This window comes from Leptospira hartskeerlii (assembly GCF_002811475.1).
Taxonomy (GTDB): Bacteria; Spirochaetota; Leptospiria; order Leptospirales; family Leptospiraceae; genus Leptospira_B; species Leptospira_B hartskeerlii.
Genome location: NZ_NPDL01000003.1, coordinates 39,687 through 61,498 on the forward strand (window position 1 = coordinate 39,687; position 21,812 = coordinate 61,498).

22 protein-coding genes are annotated in these 21,812 nt (G+C 40.5%); 2 read left to right on the top strand and 20 right to left on the bottom strand.

What is annotated here, in order from left to right:
* Position 1: 1 nt before the first annotated feature.
* From CH352_RS05590 to rfaE1, 10 genes are all read right to left on the bottom strand, one after another.
* A complete protein-coding gene (locus tag CH352_RS05590; protein ID WP_207766650.1) occupies positions 2–268 on the bottom strand; it encodes an HPr family phosphocarrier protein in 267 nt (88 codons plus the stop codon).
* Positions 243–1,205, bottom strand: coding sequence for an HPr(Ser) kinase/phosphatase (gene hprK, locus CH352_RS05595; protein ID WP_086448715.1), 963 nt, complete (start codon positions 1,203–1,205; stop codon positions 243–245). Before hprK ends, CH352_RS05590 begins: the two co-directional genes overlap by 26 nt.
* Before the next feature lie 3 nt (positions 1,206–1,208).
* Positions 1,209–2,645 carry an RNA polymerase factor sigma-54 gene (gene rpoN / locus CH352_RS05600; protein WP_100705851.1) on the bottom strand — a complete coding sequence of 479 codons (1,437 nt, stop codon included), beginning with the start codon at positions 2,643–2,645 and terminating at the stop codon, positions 1,209–1,211.
* A complete protein-coding gene (gene lptB, locus CH352_RS05605; RefSeq protein WP_008590112.1) occupies positions 2,642–3,367 on the bottom strand; it encodes an LPS export ABC transporter ATP-binding protein in 726 nt (241 codons plus the stop codon). The genes rpoN and lptB overlap by 4 nt, the downstream gene beginning before the upstream one ends.
* Positions 3,368–3,376: 9 nt before the next feature.
* Complete coding sequence (locus tag CH352_RS05610; protein WP_100705852.1) at positions 3,377–4,708, bottom strand: LptA/OstA family protein; 1,332 nt, start codon at positions 4,706–4,708, stop codon at positions 3,377–3,379.
* The gene (gene lptC, locus CH352_RS05615) at positions 4,705–5,331 is read right to left on the bottom strand and encodes an LPS export ABC transporter periplasmic protein LptC (protein ID WP_100705853.1); all 627 of its coding nucleotides are present in this window, start codon (positions 5,329–5,331) and stop codon (positions 4,705–4,707) included. Before lptC ends, CH352_RS05610 begins: the two co-directional genes overlap by 4 nt.
* A gap of 11 nt (positions 5,332–5,342) precedes the next feature.
* On the bottom strand, positions 5,343–6,194 hold the full coding sequence (gene kdsA, locus CH352_RS05620) for a 3-deoxy-8-phosphooctulonate synthase (RefSeq protein WP_100705854.1): 852 nt from the start codon (positions 6,192–6,194) through the stop codon (positions 5,343–5,345).
* Entirely contained in the window at positions 6,194–7,810 is a 1,617-nt protein-coding gene (locus CH352_RS05625) for a CTP synthase (protein ID WP_100705855.1), read from the bottom strand. The genes kdsA and CH352_RS05625 overlap by 1 nt, the downstream gene beginning before the upstream one ends.
* Positions 7,811–7,891: 81 nt before the next feature.
* A complete protein-coding gene (gene rfaE2 / locus CH352_RS05630; protein ID WP_100705856.1) occupies positions 7,892–8,386 on the bottom strand; it encodes a D-glycero-beta-D-manno-heptose 1-phosphate adenylyltransferase in 495 nt (164 codons plus the stop codon).
* Positions 8,383–9,393: a D-glycero-beta-D-manno-heptose-7-phosphate kinase gene (rfaE1, locus tag CH352_RS05635; RefSeq protein ID WP_165780152.1), complete on the bottom strand. Its 1,011-nt coding sequence runs from the start codon at positions 9,391–9,393 to the stop codon at positions 8,383–8,385. The genes rfaE2 and rfaE1 overlap by 4 nt, the downstream gene beginning before the upstream one ends.
* A gap of 62 nt (positions 9,394–9,455) precedes the next feature.
* Between rfaE1 and CH352_RS05640 the strand changes: the two genes are divergently transcribed.
* Positions 9,456–10,070 carry an LON peptidase substrate-binding domain-containing protein gene (locus CH352_RS05640; protein ID WP_100705858.1) on the top strand — a complete coding sequence of 205 codons (615 nt, stop codon included), beginning with the start codon at positions 9,456–9,458 and terminating at the stop codon, positions 10,068–10,070.
* Here the strand turns inward: CH352_RS05640 and CH352_RS05645 are convergent, their stop codons facing one another.
* The 3 genes from CH352_RS05645 to CH352_RS05655 are packed head-to-tail and all read right to left on the bottom strand — an operon-like array spanning position 10,071 to position 13,140.
* A complete protein-coding gene (locus CH352_RS05645; RefSeq protein WP_100705859.1) occupies positions 10,071–11,321 on the bottom strand; it encodes a C40 family peptidase in 1,251 nt (416 codons plus the stop codon).
* Positions 11,318–12,610, bottom strand: a complete 1,293-nt coding sequence (locus CH352_RS05650) for a peptide MFS transporter (protein WP_100705860.1) — start codon at positions 12,608–12,610, stop codon at positions 11,318–11,320. The genes CH352_RS05645 and CH352_RS05650 overlap by 4 nt, the downstream gene beginning before the upstream one ends.
* Positions 12,583–13,140 carry a cob(I)yrinic acid a,c-diamide adenosyltransferase gene (locus CH352_RS05655; protein WP_100705861.1) on the bottom strand — a complete coding sequence of 186 codons (558 nt, stop codon included), beginning with the start codon at positions 13,138–13,140 and terminating at the stop codon, positions 12,583–12,585. The genes CH352_RS05650 and CH352_RS05655 overlap by 28 nt, the downstream gene beginning before the upstream one ends.
* Positions 13,141–13,451: 311 nt before the next feature.
* Here CH352_RS05655 and CH352_RS05660 point away from each other — a divergent pair, with 311 nt between their 5' ends.
* Positions 13,452–14,303 carry a flagellin N-terminal helical domain-containing protein gene (locus CH352_RS05660; RefSeq protein WP_100705862.1) on the top strand — a complete coding sequence of 284 codons (852 nt, stop codon included), beginning with the start codon at positions 13,452–13,454 and terminating at the stop codon, positions 14,301–14,303.
* A gap of 75 nt (positions 14,304–14,378) precedes the next feature.
* On the opposite strand, the gene CH352_RS05665 is transcribed toward CH352_RS05660, so the two are convergent.
* The 7 genes from CH352_RS05665 to CH352_RS05695 all read right to left on the bottom strand — a co-directional run bounded on the left by CH352_RS05665 (position 14,379) and on the right by CH352_RS05695 (position 21,744).
* Positions 14,379–14,687: an LIC_10421 family protein gene (locus tag CH352_RS05665; protein ID WP_100705863.1), complete on the bottom strand. Its 309-nt coding sequence runs from the start codon at positions 14,685–14,687 to the stop codon at positions 14,379–14,381.
* A gap of 117 nt (positions 14,688–14,804) precedes the next feature.
* Positions 14,805–15,068 (bottom strand): BufA2 family periplasmic bufferin-type metallophore, encoded by a 264-nt coding sequence (gene bufA2 / locus CH352_RS05670; protein ID WP_100705864.1) that lies wholly within the window; start codon positions 15,066–15,068, stop codon positions 14,805–14,807.
* Positions 15,069–15,085: 17 nt separating this feature from the next.
* Positions 15,086–18,373 (bottom strand): efflux RND transporter permease subunit, encoded by a 3,288-nt coding sequence (locus CH352_RS05675; RefSeq protein ID WP_100705865.1) that lies wholly within the window; start codon positions 18,371–18,373, stop codon positions 15,086–15,088.
* Positions 18,374–18,383: 10 nt separating this feature from the next.
* Entirely contained in the window at positions 18,384–19,472 is a 1,089-nt protein-coding gene (locus tag CH352_RS05680) for a heavy metal-binding domain-containing protein (protein ID WP_100705866.1), read from the bottom strand.
* Positions 19,459–19,908: an LIC13259/LIC11441 family protein gene (locus CH352_RS05685; RefSeq protein WP_100705867.1), complete on the bottom strand. Its 450-nt coding sequence runs from the start codon at positions 19,906–19,908 to the stop codon at positions 19,459–19,461. Before CH352_RS05685 ends, CH352_RS05680 begins: the two co-directional genes overlap by 14 nt.
* 10 nt (positions 19,909–19,918) lie before the next feature.
* Positions 19,919–21,289 (bottom strand): TolC family protein, encoded by a 1,371-nt coding sequence (locus tag CH352_RS05690; protein ID WP_100705868.1) that lies wholly within the window; start codon positions 21,287–21,289, stop codon positions 19,919–19,921.
* A 35-nt stretch (positions 21,290–21,324) separates the two neighbouring features.
* Positions 21,325–21,744 carry a hypothetical protein gene (locus CH352_RS05695; RefSeq protein ID WP_100705869.1) on the bottom strand — a complete coding sequence of 140 codons (420 nt, stop codon included), beginning with the start codon at positions 21,742–21,744 and terminating at the stop codon, positions 21,325–21,327.
* Positions 21,745–21,812: the final 68 nt, after the last annotated feature.

The following is a 21,812-nucleotide window of genomic DNA, read 5'->3' on the forward strand; positions in this document are numbered from 1 at the left end:
TTCATATCGCAAAATCGCCTTCCACTAATTTGGCTAGAGCATTCGCTGCTTCTTCTTCCTGAGCGCCTTCAGTCTTGATGGAAAATTCGGCACCGGGAGCTAAGGCTAACATCATGAGTCCCATGATACTTTTACCGTTCACTTCTACTCCGTCTTTGGAGACCAGAACTTCGCAGGAGTATTTTGCCGCGCAATTCACAAAGACAGAGGCAGGACGAGCATGCATCCCTGCACCGTTTTCGTTAATTTTGAGGTGGATTTCTTTCAACTTTTCCTTGCTGCAGATAAATATTTAATTTTTGGCTGAATTCTGCCGCTGCATTTTTTCCAAGTTTTTTCAATCTTTGGTTCATTGCAGCGGTTTCTACGATAATTGGTATGTTTCTTCCTGGACGAACCGGAAGTTTTATCAGAGGAATATTGACGCCTAGGACTTCTTCCGTTCTATTTTCGAGTCCTGTTCGGTCGAACTCTTTCTCTTCTGTCCATTCTTCCAAATGGATGATCAGCTCTATCAGTTTATGATCTCGCACGGAGCCAATTCCGAATATATCCTTTATATTCAAAATTCCTAATCCTCTGATCTCCATATGGTGACGGAGAAGGTCCGAGCAAGTCCCGATCAAATAACTTTCGGAAAGTCTTCTGATCTCCACCATATCGTCTGCAACAAGGCGGTGCCCTCTTTCTATGAGCTCAAGTGCTGTTTCACTTTTTCCAACACCACTTTTACCGGAAAGGAGTATCCCAATTCCGAATACTTCGATGAGCACCCCATGTCTCATAGTCCTAGGTGCGAGACTTCTGTCTAAAATTTGAGAGATGAGGGTGATAAATTTGTGGGTAGAAACATCCGATCCTAAGAGCGGGATATTCAGACGATCACAGTATTCCACAAAGATGGGAGGAGGAACGTTCCCGTGAGTGAATATGATACAATTCAAATGAAAATGGAAAAAATCCGCGGCGAGCTTTTCCATATCCTCACCTTCTTTAGAGGTGATATAGGCCCATTCTCCTTTTCCAAAAATTTGGATTCGGTCATGAGCAAAACTTTCGTAAAATCCTGTGAGTGAAAGACCAGGACGGTTGATCTCGGAACTATGTATCCGGTTTTGGAGACCATTCTCTCCTGCGATGAGTTTTAAACCTAACTCAGGATGATCTTTTAGAATATTAGAAACATTAATACCTGGAACGGACATGAGTTACCTTGCTTCCAGAGATTTTACTTTTTTTCTTTGGTTGGATGGTAGAATTTTTAGGATTTTACGGTACTTTGCCACAGTTCTTCTGGCGATCTCTATCCCTTTGCTTTCTATTTTTTCCACTATGTCCTGATCGGAGAGTGGATTTTCGGGATCTTCTTCTTTTACTAGATTACGTATAATGTCATGAATTGTTTTGGAGGATTCCATTCCTCCTTCTGAACTTTTGGATTTTAATCCGGAGGAGAAGAACCATTTTAATTCTAAAATTCCCCAAGAAGTTTGAACATACTTATTGGAAGTGATACGAGATACTGTAGATTCGTGAAGGTCCAGTCTTTCTGCGATATCTTTTAACGTGAGAGGTTTTAAAAATCTCACACCCTTGCGAAAAAATTCAGTTTGTAGTTCTATGATTGCGGAGACAACTCTATATAATGTTTGTCTTCTTTGGTTTACGGATCTGATCAACCATTCTGCGGAGTTAAGTTTAGTAGAAATATATTCCTTATCTGAATCCTTGGCACCGGCCCCTTTTTTGAGCATTCCCTTATATTCTTTATTGATTTTTAATTTAGGAAGCCATTCGTCGTTCAGCAATATGCTGAACTCACCTTCTATTTCTCTGATGATAACGTCCGGAACAATATAATCAGGTTTTTGGGGAGTGTATAATGTCGCGGGGAACGGTTCCAGCTTCTTGATCTCGGCTGCCATCGCTTCGATTGCTTCTACAGGGAGACCCATCTTCTTGGAAATTCCCTTATAATCCAGCTTTTCCAGATCTTTTAGATAATTTAAGATGAGATCGTGTAAATTTTTATCTTCCGGTTTTAGGATCTTTGCCTGGATATATAATGTTTCTTGAATGCTCCCTGCGCCAATTCCGAGCGGGTCCAATTGATGGATCTGTTCTAAAACCTTTTTGATGATTTTGGCAGAAACTCCTATCTCTGTAGCAAGTTCCGCTTGGGTCTGGGAGATAAATCCTCTATCATCCAGCATAGAGATCAAAATTTCCGCGATCTCCATTTCTTTTCCTTTTAAGGAAGAGATCCTAAGCTGCCAAAGTAAATGATCTGAAAGAGATTGTGCGTTAGGAGAGGATTCAATATATTTTTGGTTTCTGTCAGAAGCATCGGTGCCTCTATACTGAGGTTTGTCTAAGCTGAAAGAATCCTGCCAGCCTTGGTCAGAATTTTTAAGAAAGTCGTTCTTCTCTTTTCTTTTTAGATCGTCTACCGAATAGAGTTCCGGGCTTTTACTTCTTTCTGAGCCTGGCTCCTCTTCCAACATCGGATTTTCCACCAGTTCTGCGCTGATCCTGTCAGCGAGTTCCAGAGTAGACAAAGGCAAAAGCTCTATCGACTGACGCAAGTCCTGCGTCATGACAAGCTTTTGTGTCTGCTTCTGTACTAACTGGTGGTTCAGATTCACAGCTTGAAGTCCTCTCCTAGATACATTCTTTTTGCTTCTTTATCATTCACGAGTTCTTTAGGTGTTCCCGCGATTAAGATCCGACCACTATGCATGATATACGCTCTATCAGTGATCTTTAACGTTTCTCGAACATTATGGTCTGTGATTAAGATGCCCAGTCCCTTCTTCTTTAAACTATTTATAACGGTTTGAATATCTTTTACTGCAATAGGGTCCACCCCTGCGAAGGGTTCGTCAAGAAGGATAAAATCCGGATTTGTTACTAAGGCTCTGGCGATTTCGCATCTTCTTCTTTCCCCACCTGAAAGGGTAAAACCTTTTTGGTTGGCCACTCGCATAATTTGTAATTCTAACAGTAGCTCGTCTCTTCTGCGAATGATTTCGGATCTAGGAATGTTCAGAGTTTCTAAGATTGCTTCTAAGTTTTCTGCGACTGTAAGTTTTCTAAATATAGAAGCTTCTTGTGCGAGATAACCTACTCCAAGTTTTGCTCTAGTATGCATCGGAGCATCCGTCACGTCTTGGTCGTCTATGAATACATGACCTGAATCCGGTTTTACGAAACCGACGGACATATAGAAGGATGTAGTTTTTCCGGCACCGTTCGGACCTAGTAGACCAACTACTTCTCCTTTGCGAACATCGAAACTGACTCCGTCTACAACCTTACGCTTATTGTATATTTTGATTAAGTTTTGGCACCGGATCCTTTGTCCCATTATGCAAGCCTAATTTCCTAAATGGACTCCTTCTGTCAGAATTGATCTTCCTTCTCTTGGATAAAAGACGATTTTTCCCGCTCTTAGGATCTTACCACTTCGATTAATTCTAGGATTTCCTTCTAAAATTACGGATTCGTCGTTTTCAAAATAAGTGGCATACTCGCCTTGTGCCTCTGTGGACTTGGATTTGATCCAGATATTTCCTCGGATCACTGTTTCTTTTTGGTCTAAGAAACGTTCGAATTCTTGAGCGGTTATTGTGCTTGTTACCTGATCTGAATTTTTATCCAAAAATTCCATTTTGCCTTCGTCAGTCAGGTGAAGATAGTTCTCATTCCTAAAATAATCGAATACGTTACCCGAAAGAAGAAGATTATTCTCTCTATCGTGAACCTTGATATTCTTTCTTGCCTTGATAATACGTGAATCCTTTCCCACTGACTCAATATTATCCGAAGTGATCTTTATATCTTTTCTTAGAACTGTTGCATTGCCGCTTATCATAACTGTACGATCGTTCTCTTCGTTGGGGCGGCTTTCTATCTTATCTCCTTTTAGGATGGTGAGAACAGTTTGTTTTTTCTCATTTCCTTCCGGATCTTTTTTAGTCTCTTCCGAAGATTGGAATAATACTGTATTTTCTTCCAAAAGGATCCTGCTTTCATTTGTGTAGAAGGATAACTTTTTCCCGCTCAAATATCTGTTCTTAGAAATAAGAATTGGATTTGGATCCGTGGTTATGAGATGTTCTGATTCTTTAAATACTGCTTCTGCACAGAAGATTGTAACTTCAGGATGGTTAACGATCACTCCACCGTGAAGCTTAGTGATCTTAGTGCTTAATTCTCTATCGATCTGTTTTGCGGAAATGACCGTGGTTTTGCCAGTTTTGTCCCGGAAGCTGAGCCTGGGCCTTTCTTTGATATAAACCATTTCGGAATACTTATCATATTCTCCTACTCCTGCCCTCATGACAGTTCCGTTTTCCTGGTCTTCAATATGTACTCCGTTCTTTAAAAAAGCCTTATATGCTTCTTTTCCAAAAACTTCTATACGGTTTGCGCCCAGCTTAACTTTTTTATGTTGGATCCAGGCCCCACCTTCTAAACTGAAGATAGTAACTTTTAGACCTTGGATCTCTCTATCTTCTTGGGTAAGTGCATTTGCTCCCCAAAATGTAGGAAAACTTTCCTTACGTTTTGGATCTGCTTCTCCGATCCCTTGGAAACTTTTGGGATCTAACGTTTCTGCGGAGAATAAAAGTGGAGGCCTGGAATGAGATCCCAAATGCGCAGGGAGAAATAATAATAAATACAATAAGGTTAGGATACGTTTCATTTTTCTTTAGGGGAAGAAGAGAGTGGATTGGAACCGCCTTGGGTAATCGCACTCGGTTTTAGGATCGTAAACTTGTTCAGATCCTTGTCTGCTCTTAGGCCAACTCCTCGGATATGAGTTCCGTTTGCATCTATCACAACTTCTTCATTGGAGCTTAGTTCTTTGGTCTCGTCGTTATAATCTAATGATTTTGCTCTCAGAGTCCTATGTTCTTCCGTTTTAAGAAGAATATTTCCTGTAAGTTTCATTAGCTTTTTGACCTGATTAATCTCTCCCTTTTCTCCGGTGAGTCTGGACTTGAACTTTCCATTCTCATATTGGTCGAAATTGATCCCATACAGAACGTATCTTTTTTCGTCAGCGTATAGATAAGCTTCTTCCGCTTTCAGTTTCCATAATATAGTTCCATTCTCATCGTATTGGTCTTTTGCAAAATTTTTAAAAGAAACAGTGGAACCTTTCTCTTTTTCTTCCTCTACACGAGTGTATTTAGCGTCCGATTTTCCACCGGAATAGAAGAAAAGAACTAAGAATAAAATTCCAAGTCCTACTCCTAGCCCCGGACCATATTTTTTGGCGGTTTCCGGGTCTATTTTGAGTAGAGTGAGTATGCGGGAATACAAGGCTATATCGATTAGCGGTTTAGGATTTCCTGTTTTACGTAACGGTCTAAACCAACCAATTCCTTTAATAAGGATTTAATTTCAGAAAGTGGATACTGAGTAGTAGCGTCCGAAAGTGCCTTTGCAGGATCAGGATGTACTTCCATAAAAATTCCTTCTATTCCGAGTGCCACTGCACTTCTTGTCATACTCGGAATATATTCTCTCTGACCTCCGGTAATATTTCCTGCTGCGCCCGGCAATTGTGCGGAGTGAGTAGCATCGAATACAACTGGAATATCATAACTATGTAATATAGGAACTGTTCTACCGTCAAACACTAGGTTCCCATAGCCGAATGTTGTCCCTCTTTCGGTGACCATATACTTTTCGGAACCTGATTCTTGGATTTTTGTTTTGATATGTCTGCAGTCGGAAGGAGCCAAGAATTGTCCTTTTTTAACATTCACCCATTTTCCTGTTTTAGCGGATTCTGCGATTAGGTCTGTTTGTCTGCTTAAGAATGCAGGGATCTGATACATATCGATCACATCTTTAAGGGGACCAACTTGGGTTGTTTCATGGATATCTGTTAGAACCGGAACATTAAATTTTTTCTTAATATGTTCTAAGTGTTTAATTCCTTCAGTAAGTCCAGGGCCTCTATAAGAAGAAACGGAAGAACGATTTGCTTTGTCGAAACTACTTTTAAAAACATAAGGGATACCTAATTCTGTGGTGATCTCCAACATCTCAGCGCAGACTTTTTCGAGTAAGTCTCTGTTTTCCATCACACAAGGACCCGCGATCAGGAAGAATGGATTCTTTCCTCCAATCTTTTTACCGCTTAAAAAATCCCTTTCTTGGGCAGTTTTATCGCTCATTATGCCTTCCTTGCAAATTTGACCGCAGCACGGATGAATCCGGCAAATAATGGATGCGGTTTTGTAGGTTTTCCAGTGAATTCAGGATGGAACTGAACTCCTATAAACCAAGGATGATATGGAATTTCTACGATTTCAATCAGGTTTTCATCGGGAGAAATACCGGAAAGGATCATTCCTTTTTCTTCGAACCTTTGTTTGTATTTGTTTGTAAACTCGAATCTATGTCTATGTCTCTCATAGATCAGTTCTTGTTTGTATTCATTGAATGCTAAGGTGTTTTTCTTGATCTTACATGGATAAGATCCTAAACGCATGGTTCCACCCATCTGATCGATGTCCATCTGCTCTTCGATCAAAGAGATCACAGGATCCGGAGAATCAGGTCTGAATTCAGTGGAGTTTGCATCTTTAAGGCCAAGAACGTTTCTAGCGTATTCAATTACCGCACATTGCATTCCTAAACAAATTCCGAAGAATGGAATTCCTTTGGTTCTTGCATATTGGATTGCTGCTATCTTACCTTCTATTCCTCTATCTCCGAATCCACCCGGAACTAAAACACCGTGTGCGGATCTTAAAACATCCTTCACATTTGTTTTATCTAACTTTTCAGGATCAACTTTGATGAATTCTACATTTGCTTCGTTTGCAATCCCGCCATGAGATAAACTTTCGTAAACAGAACGGTAGGCATCATGAAGAGAAATATACTTCCCGACAACCGCGATCTGGACGGTTTGTTTTGCGGAATGAAGACTTTTTATGATCTTCTCCCATTCTGTAAAATTGGATTTTCCAAGTTCTAATCCTAATGTTTTTAGAACTACTTGGTCCAATTTTTCTTCCTTATACATTTTAGGAATTTCGTAAATTGAAGTGCTGATATCAGAAGCGGAGATTACATTTTCTTCCTTTACGTTACAGAAGGAGGAAATTTTTCCTTTCATTTCCTTAGGCATAGGCTGGTTCACGCGACAGATCAAAATATCCGGCTGGATCCCTAATGCCAAAAGTTCTTTAACTGAGTGTTGGGTAGGTTTTGTTTTTGCTTCACCTGCTACTGTAATGGTAGGAACTAAAGTAACATGGATAAATAAAACTTGAGTAGGTCCGTGTTCGTATCTCATCTGACGGATTGCTTCTAAGAATGGAATGGACTCGATGTCTCCCACCGTTCCACCAATCTCTACGATCACAAAGTCAGTTGCATTTTCTCTCGCAAGAGTATAGATCCTGTTTCGGATCTCATTAGTGATATGAGGAACCACTTGGACTGTTCGTCCCAGGTAATCCCCTTTTCTTTCTCTTTGGATTACAGTATTATAAATTTGTCCCGTAGACACAGAATTCTTACGAGTGAATTTAGATTTGGTAAATCTTTCGTAATAACCTAAGTCCAAATCAGTTTCTGCGCCATCTTCGGTCACATACACTTCACCGTGCTGGTACGGACTCATGGTTCCAGGATCAATATTGATATAAGGATCCATTTTTTGCAGGGAAACGGTATAACCCCTACTTTCCAAAAGGCATCCAAGGGCTGCAGCGGATACACCCTTTCCAAGGGAGGAACAAACACCTCCGGTCACGAAAATAAATTTAGTTTTGGACAAACCGAACTCCTACCTGCTGAACAGAGTTTTCTTCAGTCTCGGAAAATCCAACTCGGAATTTCGCGGAATTGGGAAGTAAATCTAGGGTTTTTGGCGAATACGTCTAATCAGATCTGTGCTGGAAAAACCGGGAACAAAGGGTAGAATTTTCACTTCTCCGCCCAATTTGCGAACAAGAGGAGTTTCAGGAAGAGCTTCCAGATCATAATCTCCCCCTTTTACGTGAATATGAGGCGCTACCTGAGATATCAGTTCCAAAGGAGTGTCCTCTGAAAACACGCTGATATAGTCTACGAAGGAAAGACAGGAAAGAAGAAGTGCCCGATCTTCTTCCGGATTTACAGGACGTTCTGGACCTTTTAGTCTTTTTACGGAAGAATCAGAATTGATCCCCACCCAAAGAACATCGCCTAAGTCTCTTGCCTGAGAAAGATAAGTCAAATGGCCTTTATGGACTAGATCGAATACACCGTTAGTGAAAACGATCTTTTGGTTGGAGCGAATCTTTTCCGAAACATTCTTCGCTTCGTGGAAAGGAATGATTTTCTCTATACAGGAAGAGAAAGAAGACTTCACTGAAAACTTCCTCTTTTCTCCAGAGCTTCTAAAAGTTCTTCTAAAGAAACAGTTTCTGCGCCTAGTTTTCCGACCACTACTCCTGCTGCAGCATTGGAAACAATTGCTGCTTCTAATTCGCCTAAACCAGCTGCTAAAAAAGAAGTATAAACTGAGATAACAGTATCTCCTGCCCCGGTCACATCGAATACTTCTTTAGCCACGGTAGGGATATGGTAGGTTTTGGATTCGGAAGAAATATAAAGGCTCATTCCTTTTTCACCGCGAGTGATCATCATCGATGGAGAATTTAGATTTTCTGCAATCTTCTTGGCTGCCTCTTCCACTTCAGCATTCGTTTCTAATTTTTTTCCAAGAGCTTTTCCCGCTTCATGATGATTCGGGGTCATTACAGTCGCTTTTTCGTATTGGAAAAAATGAGAAACCTGAGGATCCACCGTTACGATCTTTTTATGTTGGACTGCTATATCGATCGTTTTACGGATGAGGCTCGCGGTCAAAGTTCCCTTATCATAATCGGAAAGAACAACTGCATCCGCTTCTTGGATGATCTTAGAAAAACTTTCTAATAATTGTTTTTCTTCTGCATCACTTAGAGGAAATGTTTCCTCCCTATCAATACGACAAACTTGTTGGTGACCTGCGATCACTCTAGTCTTTAGAATAGTTGGAACTTTTTCGGAACGTATAATTGTATTTTTAGAAGAACTCGTATTCTCCGTAGAAAGAAGATCATCCAAAGTTTTAGCAGCTGAGTCGTTTCCAGCCCTACCCAAAACGAAAGATTGAACCCCTAAGCGAGAAAGATTTTTTACTACATTTCCCGCTCCGCCTAAAGTGGTTTTTTCGTTTCTCACCCACACCACTGGAACAGGAGCTTCCGGAGAAATTCGGTTCACTTCTCCGATCAGATACTCGTCTAGGATGAGATCGCCGATGACTATAATTTTAGTGGTTTTTAATTTAGAAGCCGCTTCCAAATATCGCTTTTTATCTAAGTAGTACAATTTTAAACCGGTCTTACAATTTGATTTGCGTTTTCACTTCAACAGGTTAGGATAAATCCTAGGTGTCAAGAACTACAATTCCGATCTTTCCTCTTCCTGAAGTCATCTTATTTCCAGGCACATTTCTTCCTCTTCATATTTTCGAGCCTAGATATAGGATGATGTTGGATTATTGTTCCGAGTCCGGCGAGGAAATGGCGATCGCACCTATTAAAATGGAGCCAGGCAATTTAAAAAGTTCTCAACCTGAAATTGAAACTATTTTTGGTTGGGGCACGATTGTTCGAAAAGATCCACTTCCCGATGGAAGATCCAATATTCTACTCGAAGGCAAAGGGATCGCAAAACTGGAATCCTATGATACCATGGAACCATTTCGAATTGGAGTGATAGAAAAACTAGAAGCTGATTCCAAATACATTGAAGATAAATTATTCGTAGAGATCTTTGATCGGATCTTATACCTCACCAAACGAATTCTACTTTCAGAAGGAGCTAAGGAAGAATTGATCCTAAGAATGAACGATCTTTGGTCTCATCCATTTCCTGTAGATTTTATTTCTTCGATCCTAAATTTCAATTTTAAGAAGAAGCAAGAGATCCTCTCCAGCACGGACCAGATCCAAAAGGCTCAACTACTTGTTGGGATTGTGGAAGAAATGAACTTAGGCGAATAACTAATTTATAACTTTCTTAAATATTCGCCTGGACATCACAAAACGATCTATCCACCATTTCATCCGGATCTTATCGATTACCACACCTCGAGTAGAAGAAGCATGAGCGAATTCTTCTCCATTTAAGACCATTCCCACATGAGTTACCTTGGATTGGTTGGGAGAAGCGGAGAAGAAGATTAGATCTCCAGATCTCATTTCATTATGAGAAACTCCTGTTCCCATTTTGGTTTGAGCACTGGACGCGCGAGATACCATTTTTTCAGGAACACCTATACGACCATCCGTCAAAACTCTAAAAGTAAAACCTGAACAATCAGTTCCGGTTTTAGCAGCATTCGCCCATTTATAAGGAGTTCCTACCCATTCTTTCGCAACTTTTTGCAAGATAGAAGAAGATAAAGTTTCCCAACTTTCTTTACTCGGTTTGTCGGGTTCAGTTGGTTCTCCAGGTTCAGGTAGATTCGGAACCAAGGGAGGATCAGGCAAAGGTTCAATTCTTGGTCTGTCTCCAATAACGATCCCACCTACTTCTTCCAAAGAAGTTTCTACAGCGCGGGCAGACGCATACTTTTGAGGAGCAGTAACTTTCTCGCCTTCATGCAATTTTTTTAAATTAGAAAGAAGAATATAAGAAGCTCCGTCCAGTTTTGAATCGAGCACGGATTTAAAACTATTTTCCGTTTTTGCAAAAGGGATATTTCTACCTTTTGCAGGAAATTGGTTCAAAATTTTAGAAGCTAAACGGTTTTCAGGAAAATCCACGAGTTTTCCTGCGATAAGCGCTCTTCCACCTGCGAGTACAGAAAACCCGTCCCATTTTTTTTCCATGGCGGCTTCTACAAAACGATTTCGGACCTCTTCTCTGATCCCTGCTTTTTTGGTTTCTTTAAAATATAGACCGATATAGCTGAAATCTTCTTTCGAAATTTCTCGTTTGGAAGCGACAGGGATCGCATCTTCCGCTTCTTCAAATGTAAGTCCTTCCTTGACTGCGAAGTCTAGATTTACGATGAGTTCTGCAGTTTTTTCCGGGGTAACTCCTTCTAGGATTGCCCAAGGGATCACATTTTTAGTGATCTTGAGCACTTCTTTGCTCCCGGCTCTTTGTCCTAATTTTTGGAAAACAGAGTTTTTGATCAGAAGTGATTGTGATTTGTCCCAATCGCTTTTAAGCAAGTCTTCGAAAGGATCTGCGGATATTGAAAAGGAGAATAAAAGAAGAAGGTTAGCTAAGATCCGAACTCTCATTTTACACCATGCATCCAAGATTCTAGTTTTTTACGGAAAGAAAATAAACCGATCGCAGTGATCGTAGGCAAAAAGAAGAAGATTAGGAAAAACCCAGACAAGGACTCCCTTCCTCCCATGAACTGCGTTAATTCTCCGGCGAGAACATGAGCGAAGAAGTTTGCCAAAAACCAAAATCCCATCATCATCGAGGCAACTTTTACAGGTGCTAATTTTGTAACTAAAGACAAACCAACTGGAGATAAAAACAATTCTCCGATCGTTAAAAGTAAAATGGAAAGAATGATCCAAATAGAGGAAAATTTTTCGGAAGATCCGAACGTTACTAAGGAAAGAAGAAGATATCCTATTCCCAAAATGATCAGTCCAAGGCAAAACTTAGTTACTGTAGAAATATGCCTGCCTGATTCTTCGAATTTCTTCCAGATCCAAGAAACCACAAGTGCCAAACTCACTACAAAAAGCGGATTTAGAGATTGATAATTTGCAGCAGGGACTTCCCAACCTAAAATATTTCGATCCACATATCTATCAATGATCAGGCTTAAAGAGGAGCCTATTTGTTCATAAGAAGCCCAGAATGTGATCGTAATTGCAGAGAAAACCATAATCGCAAAAATTCTTTCTCTATCTTGTTTTGGATCTTCCGTTTTCGGATCCGATGATCTTTGATTTCCATTCGCTAAAAATGCCTCGGGATTCACTCTTCTTCCTAAAAATCCGAAGATGATAAGACCGATCAGCATTCCAATTGCTGCGATCCCAAATCCATAATGCCAACCTTTATATTCAGCAAGATTTGCGCATGCCCAGGTTCCGAGGATCGCACCTAAGTTGATCCCAAAATAGAATATTGTAAAACCTGAATCTTTTAGTTCAGGTTTCCCTTCTAATTCGTAAATTCTTCCTACAACAGTGGAAATGCAAGGTTTGAAAAAACCATTTCCAGCAATTAAAAGTCCGAGTCCTAAATAAAAAGTCCAAAGACCATTAAATGCCAAGGAAAGATGGCCGAACATCATTAGAATTCCACCTAAGAAGATGGAACGTTTGTATCCTAAAAATTTGTCTGCAAGTAGACCGCCGAGTATCGGAGTCAGATACACGAATCCATTATAAAACCCGTATATTCTACCCGCTTGGGCGTCTTGCATCAAAAGTTCTTTGGTCAAAAACAGAACAAGAAGCGCTCTCATTCCGTAAAAAGAAAACCTCTCCCACATTTCCACGAAGAAGAGAACATACAAACCTCTAGGATGAGTTATTTGCCTTTGGCTCTGGATTTCCATTCTGGTTCCGGGATTTTAGATTCAAAATTTGCGTATCTTGCTGCTACGAATAGATGATCAGAAAGTCTGTTTAAGAATCGCAGATTTTCAGCAAAGATCTCGTGACCTTCTTCTTTATAACGTACCAGTTCTCTTTCTAATCTTCTGGCCAAGGTTCTCGCAACATGCAGAAAAGAAGATGAAGAGGATCCGCCGGGAAGAATAAAATTTTTCAAAGGAAGAAGTGACTCCTGCCAATGATCTATTTCCTTTTCCAATTCGGAGATATCCTCTTCTAGGATACAGGAAGAATCGTCCTTCTTCTTATATCCGGCAAGCTCGGATCCCAATTCAAAAAGTAAATTTTGGATCCTTTCTAACGAGTTCTTTAATTTGGAATCTTTTGTTAGGAAAGAAATGGAGACTCCGATCGCAGAGTTTAATTCGTCTGCGGTTCCATATAATTCTACTCTGGGATCAGATTTGGAGACCCTTGTCCCGGAAGCCAAGGATGTGGTTCCGGAGTCTCCCTTTTTGGTATAAATTTTCATGATTCGGCCTGAATTTAGGGGACAGAATCCGAAAAAGTTCTGAAAATTCCCGCAAGAAAAGCAGTTTTAACGGAAAAAAAGTTGCGAAATAGCTAAAGTGAGTGGTAGAATGAGGGCAGATTTTCCCTCTTTTGGATTATCGTCGATTGCGACTTTAGTCTTTAGGAAAAATCGTAAAAAAAAATCTCCCCAGATATATAAGGGAGTGAAATTCGCAGTGGATATCCGGGTTGCCCGGGAGGTTCTCCCCTCCTAAAAGCCCGGCCTATGGTTCGGACGGATCCGAACTGCTAGCTACAGGGAGGTTGTTGATGATTATCAATCACAACATCAGTGCTCTTCGTGCGAACAACGTACTGAAGACAGTTAATAACGAGCTAGACAAGACTACAGAAAAGTTATCAACCGGGATGAGGATCAATCGTGCCGGTGATGATGCATTGGGATTTGCAGTTTCCGAAAGGATGCGCACCCAAATTCGCGGTCTTGCCCAAGCTGAAAGAAACGTAATGGATGGAGTTTCCTTTATTCAGGTTACCGAAGGGAATCTGGAACAAGTGAATAATATTCTCCAAAGATTGAGAGAATTATCCATCCAAACTTCCAACGGGATTTACTCGGATGATGATCGTAAACTCGTTCAACTGGAAGTAGACCAACTCATAGACGAAGTGGACAGGCTGGGTAAAACCGCCGAGTTCAATAAGATCCGTCCTTTGAGTGGAGCCTACTCCAAGGATTCTAAAAATCCGATCCAGTTGCATGTAGGACCGAATCAAAACGAGAAGCTGGAAATTTTCGTGGATGCAATGAATGCAGGTGCGCTTCAGCTGGAGAACAACGGGAAAAAGCAGACTTTGTCTACTCCCGCTTCTTCCAATGCGATGATCGGTATTCTTGACAACGCGATCCAAAGGGTGAATAAACAAAGATCCGATCTAGGAGCTTATTATAACCGTTTGGAAATTACAGCAGAAGGCTTGCAGTCAAATTATATCAATATGGTTTCTGCAGAAAGCCGAGTAAGGGACGCGGATATGGCAGAACATATCGTGGACTACACCAAGAATCAGATTTTAACCAAAAGTGGAGTTGCAATGCTTGCGCAAGCAAACATGAGACCTGAACAAGTGGTAAAACTTCTGAGTGAAAGATTCGGATAATAAGAACAGATTTTCTGAAAATTCGAAAAAACCCGTCGCCAGGACGGGTTTTTTATTTTGCGAGTGTATTGGGGTTTAGAATTTGTCAGCTTGTGCTTTGTAAGCAGCTGCTTCTTTATCGCAATGATCAGCTAGCTTTTTATATTTTTCCTTTTCTGCTGCATCAGCAGTTGCCTTTCCACCGTGGGATTGGCCAGCTAAGGATTTATACTTATCCGCCAGATCCTTATGGTCTTTGGCTTTTTTGTTAAAATACTCTTTTGCGATCTTTTTTAGATCCGGAGTGGTTGCTTCCGCGATGAGCAGATTGTCCAGCTCGGTGAATGCGTAAGCGTTACTTGCCAGGATCAGGGAAAATAGAATGGTTGCTAAAGTTTTTTTCATAGAAACTCCTAAATATGCGCCCGCTAAGATTAAGGGCTCTCTCTTCTGTAGTCAATATTAAATTGGTCGAATTTATCTTAACATTCCATGGAATGCGAAATGATTTTTATCAAATGGTTAAGACTTCTTGAAAGTCCCTTTTTTTGCATCGCATTCTTTTTTCGTTAAGGAGATCCAGCCCTTCCCTTTGCAGGAGTTTTGTCCCGAGCAGGAATTTCCGTTTGTATGACAGTCGCTTTTTCCTTTGCAGGAATTGACTCCATGACATTCTCCTTTTACGTTATCCGAACCAGTTTCCTGTTTTTCGGAAAAGACTTCTCCCGATAGAAATAGTCCGGAGATTGCCGCTCCTATGATCAGTTTTTTAGTAGTGTTGTTCATTTGTTATTCCTATTATTTTAAATGGATTTCGTTCTCTTTTTCTTGGTTAAAGGAAGGACGGGAAGAATATCTCCCAGTTTTCCCTCCTTCCAAAGCATGTATATAGGAGGATATACCAAAAGTTCCAGAATAAAACTGGTAACTAACCCTCCAACCATAGGCGCTGCGATCCTTTTCATCACGTCCGAACCAGTGCTTGCAGACCACATAATAGGCAGAAGGCCCATCATTGCTGCAAGAACTGTCATGATCTTAGGTCGGATCCTATGTACAGCTCCGTGGATGATCGCTTCTATCAGATCTTCCCTGGTTCGGACGCGTCCTTTTTTCTTTGCGTCCTCGTAAGAAAGGTCCAGATACATGAGCATAAATACTCCTGTTTCTGCATCCAATCCCATTAGAGCGATCATCCCGACCCATACAGCGACTGAAACTTGGTAATCCAGAATGTATAGAAGCCCAATTGCACCAATCAAGGAAAATGGCACTGCAAGGAGCACGATCAAAGTTTTAATATAGGATTTTGTATTGAAGTACAATAACAAAAATATAATGAAGATTGTCAAAGGAAGAATGTACATCATTCTTTCGCGGACACGTATCATATTCTCGTATTGACCGCTCCAGACTATGGAATAACCGGGAGGAAGAAGGATGGATTCGGAAACCTTCTTCTTTGCCTTATCAACAAAGCCTCCGATATCCGAAGTAGAAGGATCCACATACACGTATCCTGCTAAAAATCCGTTCTCATCTCGGATCATAGACGGACCGGTTTTTGCTCCTATACTTGCTATTTCGGAAATAGGAATATGACCGAATTCTTTTGTCGGAACGAGTATTGTTTTGATCTTCTCTAAAGAATCTCTGAGCTCTCGCGGATAGCGCACATTCACTGAAAAACGTTCTCTCCCCTCTATGGTTTGAGTGATCGGTTCTCCTCCAATGGCTGCTACTATGATCTGTTGAGCAGTCTCCACGGAAATATTATATCTTGCTAATTTTTCTCTTCTCAAATTCAGATCTAGGAAGTAGCCACCGGCAGTTCTCTCTGCAAATACACTTCGTACATTTTTGTCCGTTTTGAGAAGAGTTTCGATTTTGATCCCGATAGATTCGATTTCTTCCAAAGAAGAACCCAAGATCTTAATTCCGATCGGAGTTCTCATACCGGTACTTAGCATATCGATCCTAGTTTTGATCGGCATTGTCCAGGCGTTTGTGGCTCCAGGAAATTGCATCTCCTTGTTCATCTTCTCCACTAATTCATCTTTAGTGAGCCTTTCGGATACAAAAGGAAGGAACGGATATTGGAAGATCCTTGGCAAATTGGAATAGAACCTGTCTGCTTTTCTCCATTGGTCCTGGGTCTTAAGAAGTATCACAGTTTCCATCATGGAAAATGGCGCAGGATCTGTAGCTGTATCGGAGCGTCCTGCTTTTCCAAAAACTCGTTTCACTTCCGGAAAACTTTTCAGTTTTTTATCCATGGCGATCATAAGTTTCTCCGCTTCCGCTACGGAAATGCCAGGCAATGTAGTCGGCATGTATAGAAAAGATTCCTCGTACAGTTGGGGCATAAATTCTGAACCTAGACTGAAATATACAGGGATTGTTAGAATCACCAATGTGAATGCAGAAACTATAATCGTTTTAGGTCTATGCAGAACATAACGACAGGCAGGTTCGTAATATCTGAACAGGATTTTGCTGACTGGATGTTTTTCTTCCGGATAATATTTTCCGACGAGCATGGTCGTTGCGATCTTAGAAAGAAATACATTCTTGAATTGGAATGGCTCCATTCTGGTGAATAACATTCTAACTGCGGGATCCAAAGTGATCGCCAAGAATGCGGCAACTGCCATTGCGATATTTTTAGAATATGCTAATGGACGAAATAACCTTCCCTCTTGGTCTACAAGTGTAAATATAGGAAAGAAGGCGACGGCGATTACAAGTAAGGAGAAGAATACGGAAGGTCCTACTTCAAGCAGCGCTTCTAATCGGACTGCATGGTAGTCTCCAATTCTTCCTCCCGCTTCCCATTCTTCCAATTTTTTATAAGCATTCTCTACTTCTACGATTGCTCCATCTACGAGTACACCGATCGAAATAGCCATCCCCGCTAAAGACATGATATTCGCATTGATATCCAGTAGATTCATTGGAATGAATGCAATGATTACTGAAATTGGGATTGTAAGTATCGGAATAATGGCAGAAGGAAAATGCCATAAAAAGATCAGGATCACTATGGAAACAATGATCATCTCCTCTACCAATTTGAATTTCAAATTGCTGATTGCGTGTTCAATCAATTCGGATCTGTCATAAGTAGTAATTAATTCTGCGCCTTTAGGAAGATTCTTTTTAATTTCTTCCAGTTTGGTTTTTACTCTTTCGATTACTGAAAGTGCATTTTCCCCATGGCGCATGACTATTGTGCCTGCAACTACGTCCCCTTCTCCATCCAAGTCTGCGATCCCTCTCCTAATATCAGGCCCGAATTGGACTGAGGCCACGTTTTTTAGGAGCACTGGAGTTCCATTCGCATCCGTAGAAAGTGGAATATTCTCTATATCTGTGAGAGAAGAAAGATATCCTCTTCCTCTTACCATATATTCTGCGCCGGAAATTTCGAGTAACCTTCCACCGGTTTCCTGATTACTTTCTCGGACTTTTTGGATAACAGTTTCAAAATCCACATTATAAGATCTTAATGCGTTTGGATGAATTGTGATTTGGTATTGTTTTTTGAATCCTCCGATCCCTGCTACCTCGGATACCCCAGGAACAGAGTTCAGCAGATAACGCAGATGAAAGTCCTGATAAGTCCTCAAATCCACGAGAGAATTATTTCCCGTTTGGTCTATCAGCGCATATTGGTATACCCATCCTACTGCGCTTGCATCCGGTCCTAATTCTGTTTTTACACCGGCCGGAAGTAATGGCTGAATCCTAGATAGATATTCCAAAACTCTGGATCTTGCCCAATAGATATCTGTGCCGTCTTGAAAGATTACATATACATAAGAGAAACCGAAATCTGAAAATCCTCGCACCACTTTTATCTTAGGAGCTCCCAAAAGAGAAGTGATGATGGGATAAGTGACCTGGTCTTCCATGATATCCGGACTTCTATCCCAACGAGAGTATACGATCACTTGGGTATCGGAAAGATCAGGGATCGCATCCAATGGGATTGTTTTCATGGAAACATAGGATGCGACAAGTATCGCCAAAGTGACTAGAAGAACTAGAAACTTGTTTTCTGCGGAAAAACGGATGATAGATTGGATCATATTCTTTTCCTTAATGAGTATGAGATTCGGAGCCGAATCTGATCTTTGCTTCCGAATCGATCAAGAAGGTGGACTCGGTCACAACTCTTTGTTCTTCTTTCAAACCGGACAAAATTTCCACCCAAGGCTCTATATTCTTTCCTGTCTGGACGGAAACTGCTTGGAATCGATCAGGCGCAGTTTGTACATAAGCAATCTTTTGTTTTCCAGTATCCAAGATTGCGGAAGTCGGAACGGATAATACTTTCGGAAGGGAAACTTCGATCATCGTATCTCCGAACATTTGGGGTTTTAAGAGTTGGTTTGGATCCGAAACTTCACTTCTTAATCTGAGTGTTCGGTTATTCTTATCCAAGATCACATCTATACTTTTGATCCTTCCTATAAATTCTTTCTCAGGATATACATCCGTTTTGAATTTGATTGGAAGTCCAACTTTGGCCGTGGTGAAATCAGATTCATAGATCTGAGAATAGATATGCGCCCTTCCCGATTTTCCTCCAAGGATCAACTCGGATGGATCTCTTGCTCCCGATGTCCAAATACGGATCTGGTCCTGGCTTAGACCTAATTGTCTAAGCCGCAATTGTAGATTTCGAATGATCTCCGGAGAAAGAAATTCGGAAGAACGAACTGCTTCCTTGTATTCACTCAGTGCAGAATATAATTCAGGATCGTAAGCAACGCTGGAATATGCACTGATCTTTTTGACCAGATTCCTTCTGCTTACTAATTCCGTTTTAATACCTATAGATTGTTGTTTCTCGAAAGAAAGGATCAATTCTTGGGAATTTTTTCCGGACGAAGTTTCAGAAAGATGAGAAGAGTGATCTTCTTCGGATATTGATTCTGTAGTTTGCAAAGAATTGTTTGCATTTGTGTGATCTTTATGATCGGAAGGATCTTCCTTTTTGACCAAATCCATATTGCAGATAGGACAGTTTCCAGGACGATCTGAAGTATAATGAGGATGCATCGGACAATAGTAGATGTCCTTTTTAGAAGAACAGTCTGCTACCAATGCCACAACTATCAGAATGGCCAAAAGTTTTCCGACCCATCCTACAAACGAAGAAGTAGATAGATCATTTGGCTTCATTGATAATTTCTCCGCAGTTTTTCATTTTTGGATCGTATGGGTTCTTGATCTCTTTACCGGAAGCCAGCCATTTTTTCTTGAGCATTGGGCAATAGAATACGGAAACTCCCGATTTATCATGATGACCAACGATTGATTCCAGTTCTTTGGATAAACGTTCGAATAATTCTCTTTTTTTAGAAAGATCCGTAGTTTTACCCAATTCTTCTGCAATAGGAAGAGCCTTCTTAAATTTTTCTGTGTCCTTCTTGTGATCTGCATTTTCCTTAAGAAGCTGAATCAATTTTTGAACGTCTATACTTCCTGAAGTTTCAGAATAGATGGAAGAATGGATCTTAGCAACTTCTCTCAGAACGAATGTTTCTTTTCCCTCATGAGCGAATAGATTTCCTGCGTTCAGAAATAAAATTAAAAATAGATAATGTAATTTTTTCATGTGTTTATCCTCAGTTATGTTTATCATGTTCCGGAGTTTTGTTATCTTTATAGATAAAACTTAGGAGTTTTAATGTATTCAAAATGGATTCGTTCTTCCGTTCTTTAAGATCTTCTAAACGTATTTTTGTATTTAAGATCTCAGTTTGCGCGAGGAGTGTATCCTGCACATTAACCTTTCCGGAAGCATATTGGAAGGAACCGGCTCTGACGGATTTTTCCAATTCAGGGATCAGTCTTTTCTCGACCAAACGGATCTGATTGGAAACACCCTTTATATAGGCCAGATTCCTATTTAGTTCGGAAAACATTTGTGCTCTCGTTTTTTCTACAGAGTCCTTACCTACTTCTGCCAGATGTTCCGTTTCGCCAGTAATGGAATTCCATTTAAGAGCGGACCAAACCGGAACTCTCATATTCACTCCGAAGCTAAAAAGATCTCCTCTATATTCAGTGGTATCCATAAGTCCATAATTTAAAGGGCCTTGGTCCAAAGCGAAAGTTTGGGATCTACGTTTCATATAAGAGAAGAAAACTTCCGTTTGTGGTGCCAGGGAATATTTGGTGAGTTTTGCCTGTTCCTTTAAACGTTTTTCTTCTTCCATTTGTATCTTATATTCCGGAGAATCCTCGATCAAGGAAGTTTGCGCGGCTACTAACGCCTCTAACTCTTCATTTTTGTTTTCTAAAAAAGAATCCAGATCTATGGAGTATAGATCGGAGAAGGTAACCTTATCTGAAATTTGATAGTATTCGAGCTGAGATTTCAAGTCTTTCAACTGAGTAGTATATTCCGTTTCTTTTTCGATGGCTTCCGTCTTTGCAACTGTTGCCTTTAAAACTCCGGAAAGTGTATTTTCTCCGTAAGAATATGAGTTTTCACTAATGGACTTTTGTGCACCAAGAAGGGTTAATATTCTTTCGTTAATCGCCTTCTTCTTTTCCGAATATTTGTATTTGTTCAGTCGGCTGAAAAAGTCTCCCAAGATCCGATTTACTCCGGCAATATAGGCGAAGTTTGATTCGGTCTGCATTAGTTTGGAGATCTTTTTCTCAGTGCTTAATTTTCCCGGGAAAGGAAACTCTTGGGAGACCGATAATTCTATCCCTGTCATTGTGGGTGTATCCAATGCCCGATCGGAAGTGGAATACCCTCCTCGAGTAGGATAATTTCTGAATGCCACTCCTATTTTAGGATCTGGTAATATACCAGTTGCCTCGGAATGTGATTTGTGAGCCTGGGAAAGGCCAGCTAGCGACTTAGATTCAGGATGTTCTTTTACTAAAACATCCAAGATCTCTTCCAGATTTCTTTTTTCCGCGTAAGCTGCGGATGAAAATAATGTATAAATTGATATTAAGACAATAAGTCTTGCGTTCATATTTCCTCCTAAAGATTAAAGAGAGAAAATATGGATTAAATGAGGAAAACTTGGAGAGCGCTTAAGCTAAGGGAATGTGACGACGGGATCGGAATATAAGAATCATTTAAAATAACGTTCTCTAACACGATCTGTGGAGCATTGAGTTCAGAAATAAACAAAAAGATCAGGACTTTCTGTAATCCTAATTTCTCCCAAGCTAAAAGTTTAGAAAGATCCAAGGAAGCGATGCTATTCTGTTTAGGGCAACATTCGTTGGAAGAAGACTCGCTTTTTTGTTCCGATTTTTCGGATTTATGGCAAGGAGGAACCTGAGAAGTTTCCTTTTGTTTTTCGAGATAGGACATGCTCACCGGACAATTTCCGGTCAGATTATAAATGGAAACGCAAGCAATCTGAAGAAGAAATCCGATCGCTAATACGGAACCGATTGCCTTTTTAGACCCTAAGCTCATTACCTTTCTTTATCTGACTCTAAAAATTATCGAAAAGTCAAGAAAAAAAGGAAGAAGGTCCTTTTTGG

Bases quoted from the DNA above. Each gene is read 5' to 3' on its own strand.
- hprK (WP_086448715.1), bottom strand. From the start codon at position 1,205: ATGTCCGTTCCAGGTATTAATGTTTCTAATATTCTAAAAGATCATCCT.
- lptB (WP_008590112.1), bottom strand. From the start codon at position 3,367: ATGGGACAAAGGATCCGGTGCCAAAACTTAATCAAAATATACAATAAG.
- CH352_RS05610 (WP_100705852.1), bottom strand. From the start codon at position 4,708: ATGAAACGTATCCTAACCTTATTGTATTTATTATTATTTCTCCCTGCG.
- kdsA (WP_100705854.1), bottom strand. From the start codon at position 6,194: ATGAGCGATAAAACTGCCCAAGAAAGGGATTTTTTAAGCGGTAAAAAG.
- CH352_RS05645 (WP_100705859.1), bottom strand. From the start codon at position 11,321: ATGAGAGTTCGGATCTTAGCTAACCTTCTTCTTTTATTCTCCTTTTCA.
- CH352_RS05650 (WP_100705860.1), bottom strand. From the start codon at position 12,610: ATGGAAATCCAGAGCCAAAGGCAAATAACTCATCCTAGAGGTTTGTAT.
- CH352_RS05655 (WP_100705861.1), bottom strand. From the start codon at position 13,140: ATGAAAATTTATACCAAAAAGGGAGACTCCGGAACCACATCCTTGGCT.
- CH352_RS05660 (WP_100705862.1), top strand. From the start codon at position 13,452: ATGATTATCAATCACAACATCAGTGCTCTTCGTGCGAACAACGTACTG.
- CH352_RS05665 (WP_100705863.1), bottom strand. From the start codon at position 14,687: ATGAAAAAAACTTTAGCAACCATTCTATTTTCCCTGATCCTGGCAAGT.
- bufA2 (WP_100705864.1), bottom strand. From the start codon at position 15,068: ATGAACAACACTACTAAAAAACTGATCATAGGAGCGGCAATCTCCGGA.
- CH352_RS05675 (WP_100705865.1), bottom strand. From the start codon at position 18,373: ATGATCCAATCTATCATCCGTTTTTCCGCAGAAAACAAGTTTCTAGTT.
- CH352_RS05680 (WP_100705866.1), bottom strand. From the start codon at position 19,472: ATGAAGCCAAATGATCTATCTACTTCTTCGTTTGTAGGATGGGTCGGA.
- CH352_RS05685 (WP_100705867.1), bottom strand. From the start codon at position 19,908: ATGAAAAAATTACATTATCTATTTTTAATTTTATTTCTGAACGCAGGA.
- CH352_RS05690 (WP_100705868.1), bottom strand. From the start codon at position 21,289: ATGAACGCAAGACTTATTGTCTTAATATCAATTTATACATTATTTTCA.
- CH352_RS05695 (WP_100705869.1), bottom strand. From the start codon at position 21,744: ATGAGCTTAGGGTCTAAAAAGGCAATCGGTTCCGTATTAGCGATCGGA.